The organism is Betaproteobacteria bacterium, from assembly GCA_016791345.1.
Classification (GTDB): Bacteria; Pseudomonadota; Gammaproteobacteria; order Burkholderiales; family JAEUMW01; genus JAEUMW01.
Map to the genome: position 1 here is coordinate 1 of JAEUMW010000133.1, position 6,046 is coordinate 6,046.

Here is a 6,046-nt window from a genome sequence, read left to right on the forward strand (position 1 = left end):
TCGGGGTTGTCCGCTGCTTATCACCTGGCGCGCCTCGGTCACCGTGTCACCATCCACGAAGCCGGGCCGCTGTCGGGCGGCATGATGCGTTTCGGCATCCCGAAATACCGCCTGCCGCGGGACGTGCTGGAAGCCGAAGTCCAGCGCATTCTCGATCTCGGTGTCACGCTCAAGCTCAACACCAAGGTCGAGAACATCGAGAAGACGATGAAGGAAGGCGGTTTCGACGCCGCGTTCCTCGCCGTCGGCGCGCACATCGCGAAGCGCGCCTATATCCCGGCGGGTGAGGCTGCGAAATTGCTCGATGCGATGCAGGTGCTGCGCAGCATGGAGGGCGAGGAGAAGCCGATGCTCGGGCGCCGCGTGGTGGTCTACGGCGGCGGCAACACTGCGCTCGACGTGGCGCGTACCGCGAAGCGACTCGGCGCCGAGGAGGCCATCATCGTCTACCGCCGCACCCGCGAGAGGATGCCTGCGCACGACTTCGAGGTCGAGGAGGCGCTGCAGGAAGGCATCATGATCAAGTGGCTGTCGACCATCAAGAACATGTCAGACGAGGGCACGCTCACCGTCGAGCGCATGGAACTCGACGCGAAGGGCTTCCCGCAGCCGACCGGTCAGATGGAGACGCTGGAAGCCGACTCGCTGGTACTGGCACTCGGACAGGACGTCGACCTGTCTCTCCTGAACGGCGTGCCGGGTCTGGAAATCAAGGACGGCGTGGTGCAGGTCTCGAAGAACATGATGACCGGCCGTGCCGGCATCTTCGCCGGCGGCGACATGGTGCCGTCCGAGCGCACCGTCACGGTCGCCATCGGTCACGGCAAGAAGGCAGCACGCAACATCGACGCATGGCTGCGCGGCACTGCCTACGAGCCTGCTCCGAAGCACGAGATCGCCACCTTCGACAAGCTCAACCCGTGGTACTACGACGATGCGCCGAAGACGGTGCAGCCGACGCTCGACATGATCCGCCGGCAGTCCACCTTCGACGAAGTGGTCGGCGGGCTCGACGAAAGCAACGCGCTCTTCGAGGCGCGCCGGTGTCTCTCGTGCGGCAACTGCTTCGAGTGCGACAACTGCTACGGCGTGTGCCCCGATAACGCCGTCATCAAGCTCGGTCCCGGCAATCGGTTCAAGTTCAACCTGGACTACTGCAAGGGTTGCGGCATCTGCGTGTCGGAGTGCCCCTGCGGTGCCATCACGATGATCCCCGAGTCGATCTGACGGCATTCGCGGTGTCGCGGAACTCCCACCGGGAGTTTCCGCGGCGCCCGCGCCTTTCCAGGTTGCCCGGCTGCCGCCGAACGTTGCGGCGCTGCCGCGGTCCATAGGGCGTCACCCACCCAGGAAAATTTCCCGATGCGTGCACGCGCCGTCGCCCTGCTCCTTCTCGCCGCCTCCGGGCTCGCCGGTGCGGCCGAACGCCCTGAAGACGAGACGCTTTTCCTCTACAACGTTGCCGTCTTCGAATTCAACGGCAAGCCCCCCGCAGTCCCCTGGAAAGATCTCGGCCAGCCGCAGTCGCTGGCGGAATCCGTGCACAAGAAGACGGCGAAGGGCTCGATCGATACCCATTCAGTGCGCAAGCTGGATATCCGCGGCACCGCAAAGCACCTGCAGACATCGGGTGGCGCGACCCTGGTTGCCAACGTCCCCGCGCGCCCCGGCGACGTGGTACGCGCGCCCTGCGGCTTCGGCACCAATGTCGAAGTCGATTTCGCGCAGGCCGCCGTCATCGCCGGACCGCCGACCGCGCTGCTCGTGAAGGTGCTGGAGATCGACGCCGATGTCCCCGACGGCGCGGAATTCGTCGGCGCCCTTTCCGGCGCCGGCAGCAGGCCGGTCGACCAGGCCACGGTCAAGTTCCCCACCATCGAAGGGGACACCATCGTGATTCAGGTCAATCGGCAGCAAAAGGGCAAGGATCCGCGCGGCTGCTTCGTCTTCATCACGCCCTGACGCATCGAGCAATCGAGGGCGACCGCGGTCACTCGCTTCCGCGGCGCTGAAACCGGGGTGGGCGATAGTCGCGCGTGCGGCTCGCCCGTTACAATTTTCTTCCATGCACCATGGCCTGCAACGCGTGCTGGACGAGATCGCCGCCAGTGCTCCGGACTGCGATCCGCACTGTCTCGCCGATCTCGCCGAGGCCATGCGGCCACGCGATGCGACCGATGGGGCCACCGCGCTCGGCAACCTGCGCTCACTCACGCTGCTGCTCACGGAAAGACGCGATTACGCCGACGCGTTGCGCGGCTACCTGCTGCATCTGATCGCGACGCGGCGGCCCGTCCACCTCTTCGCCAACACCGGCACGCCGACGCAGGAAGGCTTCGGACGCGAGCTCCTGCAGAAGCTCGCCTATCGGGTCCTGCCGCCCGCGCTCGACCTGGGCTCGTTCGAGGACATCCTGAGCCTGGCCTTCCGGGAAAGCGATGACTGGCGCTGGCTTGGTTCGCTGCTGCTCGACGCGTGCGAAGACCTTCTCGCCGCACTCGGTCCAGGCGGGCCGGACGACGCCGAACATCAGACGTCCATCACGCTGGCGATCCTGGAAGCGATCCAGGTGCTGTCGTACCGCGTCGCCGCGATCGGACTCGACCCCGAGTTCGTGCGCAACGAGCCCGCGCTCGAAGAGCACGAGTCACCGTTCGTGGGGCAGCAGATCGAGGCGCGGCGCTACATCGTCGACTACCGCAAGTGGCTGGTCGACCGCGCGCGATCGCTCGACGACGACCGCCACCTCGACGTCCTGCTCGATCAGTGCGAGAACACGCTGGAGCGCATTCGCAGCACGGCCCAGCGCTACGGTACGAGCGTCCGGCTCACCTATTTCTGGCTGATCCAGCGCGAGTATCTGGAGCGCATGCGCACTCTGTTGCGCCTCGTCGACCCGGTGCCGGCGGAAGACTTCGGCCACCGCGTGGTGAGCTTCGCGCTCGACCTCGTAGGCCGCAACCAGCGCAAGCACAGCCTGCGCGACTTCGTCGGCCGCAACACGCGACTGCTGGCGTTGCGCGTGACCGAAAACGCCGGCAAGACCGGCGAGCACTACGTCGCGAACGATCGTTCCGAATACCGTGCGATGCTCGCTTCGGCGATGGGCGCGGGTCTCATCGTCGCCGTCATGGCGCTCTTCAAGATCGGCATCCTGACGCCGCACCTGCCGCCGCTGATCGAAACCATGAGCGTGTGCATGAACTACGCATGCGGCTTCATGCTGATCCATGTGCTGCACTTCACGCTGGCGACCAAGCAGCCGGCGATGACGGCGAACCTCATCGCGCGCACGCTCTCCGCGGCGCCCGACTCGCGCCGCGCGCTCGACGATCTCGCGGAGCTCGCGTTGAAGGTGGCGCGCACGCAGATGATCGCAATCGTCGGCAACGTCGTTCTCGCCTTCCCCGTCGCCTGGCTCATCGCCGGGAGCATCCGGTGGGCGAGCGGCAAGGCGATTGCGTCACCGGAGAAAGCGGTGACTCTCCTGCACGACCTCGATCCCGTCGCGAGCCCCGCGCTCTTCTACGCCGCCATTGCCGGCATATGGCTCTTCGCCTCCGGTCTCATCTCCGGCTACTACGACAATGCCGCGGTCTACAACCGCATTCCGCAGCGCATCCGCCAGTTGCGGCTTCCCGCGCGGATGCTCGGTCAGGCGCGCCTCGACCGGTTCGCGCTCTATGCGGAACAGAATCTCGGTGCGCTCGCCGGCAACTTCTTCTTCGGCGTGCTCCTCGGTATGACGTCGTTCATCGGCTTCCTGACCGGCCTGCCGCTCGACATCCGGCACGTCACCTTCGCGGCCGCCAATTTCGCGTACGGTCTCGCCGGCCTCGACCACGGAGTGCCCTGGTCGACGATCGCCTGGTGCGTCGCCGGCATCGCCGGCATCGGCGTCCTCAACCTCGCGGTGAGCTTCAGCCTTGCGATCTATGTCGCGATGCGCTCGCGACGCGCCACCTGGCGCAACTGGGGCGAACTCATACGCCGCCTGCTGCGACTTCTGCGTGAGCGGCCCGGCGAGTTCTTCCTGCCGCCGAGGGATGCCTAAGCCGGCGCGACCACAAGCGGCACCAGCATCTCGTCCGCCGTCGCCCCGCCGTGCACGCCGATCTGCACGTGCGGCCGCTCGCCGAGCGCGAGATCCGTGAGCGTCCAGTTGTCACGGGCGAGAAGCACGTAGTGACCGACCCGCTCGGCGAGCCGCGGGTGTGGCGCACCGGGCCCGAACCAGCCCTCCTCGATCAGATCGCGACTGCGCACGAGCGTGAAGCCCGCGGCGAGCCGGGTGGCGGCGTAGTGCTCGAAATCGCGCACGTGTTCCGGATCGACGTAGCAATACGCCACGCGCGGTTCACCGCAGAGAGGCAGTGTCAGCATCGCCGCAAGCTCGGGGTGATCCTGCAGGGCGACGCGCGTCTCTGGCGTGGTGTCGACGAAGCCGTGATCCGCGGTCAAGACGAGCGTCGTGTCGGTGCCACGCAGCGCGCGCACCAGCGAATCGAACGCGCCGTCGATGCGCGCCAGCTCTGCCTGCACCTCATCGCTGCCGATGCCGTGAACATGCGCCAGCGAATCGAGCTCCGGGTAATAGGCGTAGACGAACTTGCGCGCGGGCATGACGGCGGCTGCGAGCACACGCTCGGCGAGTTCGTCGAGGGTGCGATATCCGACGCGCTCCGCACGGCCGCTCGCCGCGGCGTTGAAATCCGTGTGCACGATGCGCTCCGGTGCGATCACCCAGGAGCGGTCGGTAAGCCGGTCGTAGAGCGGTGACAGTCCGAGCAGGAGCTGCGGCGTGACGCCCCCCTCGCGCAGCGATCGACCGCCGCAGCGCGGCCGAAAGGGCAGCACGGCGGCCACCGTGCCGATCTCGCGAAACAGCATGTGCCAGCCGGTGAGACCGTGCTGCTGCGGCGCCAGCGCGGTGAGGAACGTGGGAATGGCAGCCGCCGTGGTCGACGGGAACACGGACGTCATCCGCCCGCGAAGGTGCTCGCGGATGCACGGCGCGGCGGACGAGCGCAGGACGTGCCGGAAGCCGAGACCGTCGATCACGAGGAGGACGAGGGTACGCGGTCTGGCAAGCACTTCCGCGTCGAGCCCTTCGAGCAGCGGGTAAGTGCTGCGTCCGCCCCCGCGCGCCGCCATCACGCTTGCCATCAGATTGACGATGCCGCCGCCCGAGTAGTCCGGCCGCACCCACTGCTCGCTCGTCACGGCTGGCGCGCTCATGCGGAGTGCATCTGCGTCGGCGTCTCGCCCGGCGCAAGCCGCTCGGCGAGATGACGCGGCACCGGCAGCGCATCACCGTCGAGATGACTCGCGAGAAGCTCGCCGAGCAGGGCGGACCACGTGAGCCCGCGTGCGCCCAGGCCCACGCACACGAAGTGCCCCACCCCTTCGTCACCGTCGAGCGCACCCACGCGCGGCAGGTGATCCGGCGTCACCGCGCGCACGCCGACCCAGCCGGCGAGGCTTGCCGCGTCACAGGGCGCGGCGAATCCCGGCAGCATCCGTTCGAGCCGTTCGAGATTGCGCGCGTGGTCCGCGCCGCGCAAGTCCGTGCCGCAATCGTCTTCGTCGAAGCTCGCGCCGATGCAATGCATGCCGTCGAGAGCGGGGACCACGTAACCGTCGCCGCAAACCGCTGCCCGCAGCCCGCCGTCCTGCCGTGCGGGCAACCGGGTGATCTGCCCGCGCACTGCCCGCAGCCGCAATGCACCCGCCGCAGCAAAGCGCGGCGCATCGCGTGCATTGGCGAGCACGACTGCCGGCGCTTCGGCGATTACCGATCCACCGACGTCCAGCACACGCCAGCCTTCCTTCACCCGGTCGAGACCGATCGCTTCGCGCGCGAACACCCGCCGCACGCTATCGCCGCAGCGCGCCAGTCGCGCTTCGCAGACACTGGCTGCCGAAGCCCAGCCGGCCGCCTCGAACCAGAATCCCGCACCGCCGGTGTGCGCACCCACCAGCGCACTCCCCTCCTCGCGACTCACCCGCCGCGCCACACCCTCGGGCGCACCGATCTGCTCACTTG

The 6,046-nt window shown here is 67.7% G+C and carries 5 protein-coding genes; 3 read left to right on the forward strand and 2 right to left on the reverse strand.

Features of this window, described 5'->3' with window-relative positions; all coding sequences use genetic code 11:
* The 3 genes from JNK68_05590 to JNK68_05600 all read left to right on the forward strand — a co-directional run.
* A partial coding sequence (locus JNK68_05590; GenBank protein ID MBL8539828.1) for an NAD(P)-binding protein occupies positions 1 to 1,227 on the forward strand: 1,227 nt, incomplete at its 5' end.
* Between the two features lie 135 nt (positions 1,228 to 1,362).
* Positions 1,363 to 1,962: a hypothetical protein gene (locus JNK68_05595; GenBank protein ID MBL8539829.1), complete on the forward strand. Its 600-nt coding sequence runs from the start codon at positions 1,363 to 1,365 to the stop codon at positions 1,960 to 1,962.
* A 103-nt stretch (positions 1,963 to 2,065) separates the two neighbouring features.
* On the forward strand, positions 2,066 to 4,054 hold the full coding sequence (locus JNK68_05600) for a site-specific recombinase (GenBank protein MBL8539830.1): 1,989 nt from the start codon (positions 2,066 to 2,068) through the stop codon (positions 4,052 to 4,054).
* On the opposite strand, the gene JNK68_05605 is transcribed toward JNK68_05600, so the two are convergent.
* Both JNK68_05605 and mnmC read right to left on the reverse strand, forming a co-directional pair.
* Entirely contained in the window at positions 4,051 to 5,238 is a 1,188-nt protein-coding gene (locus JNK68_05605) for an alkaline phosphatase family protein (GenBank protein ID MBL8539831.1), read from the reverse strand. The two genes, JNK68_05600 and JNK68_05605, sit on opposite strands and share 4 nt — an antisense overlap.
* On the reverse strand, positions 5,235 to 6,046 hold an 812-nt coding region (gene mnmC, locus JNK68_05610; GenBank protein MBL8539832.1), incomplete at its 5' end, for an FAD-dependent 5-carboxymethylaminomethyl-2-thiouridine(34) oxidoreductase MnmC. The genes JNK68_05605 and mnmC, both read right to left, overlap by 4 nt.

Excerpts from the sequence above, each read along its gene's own strand:
- JNK68_05595 (MBL8539829.1), top strand. The coding sequence starts at position 1,363 with ATGCGTGCACGCGCCGTCGCCCTGCTCCTTCTCGCCGCCTCCGGGCTC.
- JNK68_05600 (MBL8539830.1), top strand. The coding sequence starts at position 2,066 with ATGCACCATGGCCTGCAACGCGTGCTGGACGAGATCGCCGCCAGTGCT.
- JNK68_05605 (MBL8539831.1), bottom strand. The coding sequence starts at position 5,238 with ATGAGCGCGCCAGCCGTGACGAGCGAGCAGTGGGTGCGGCCGGACTAC.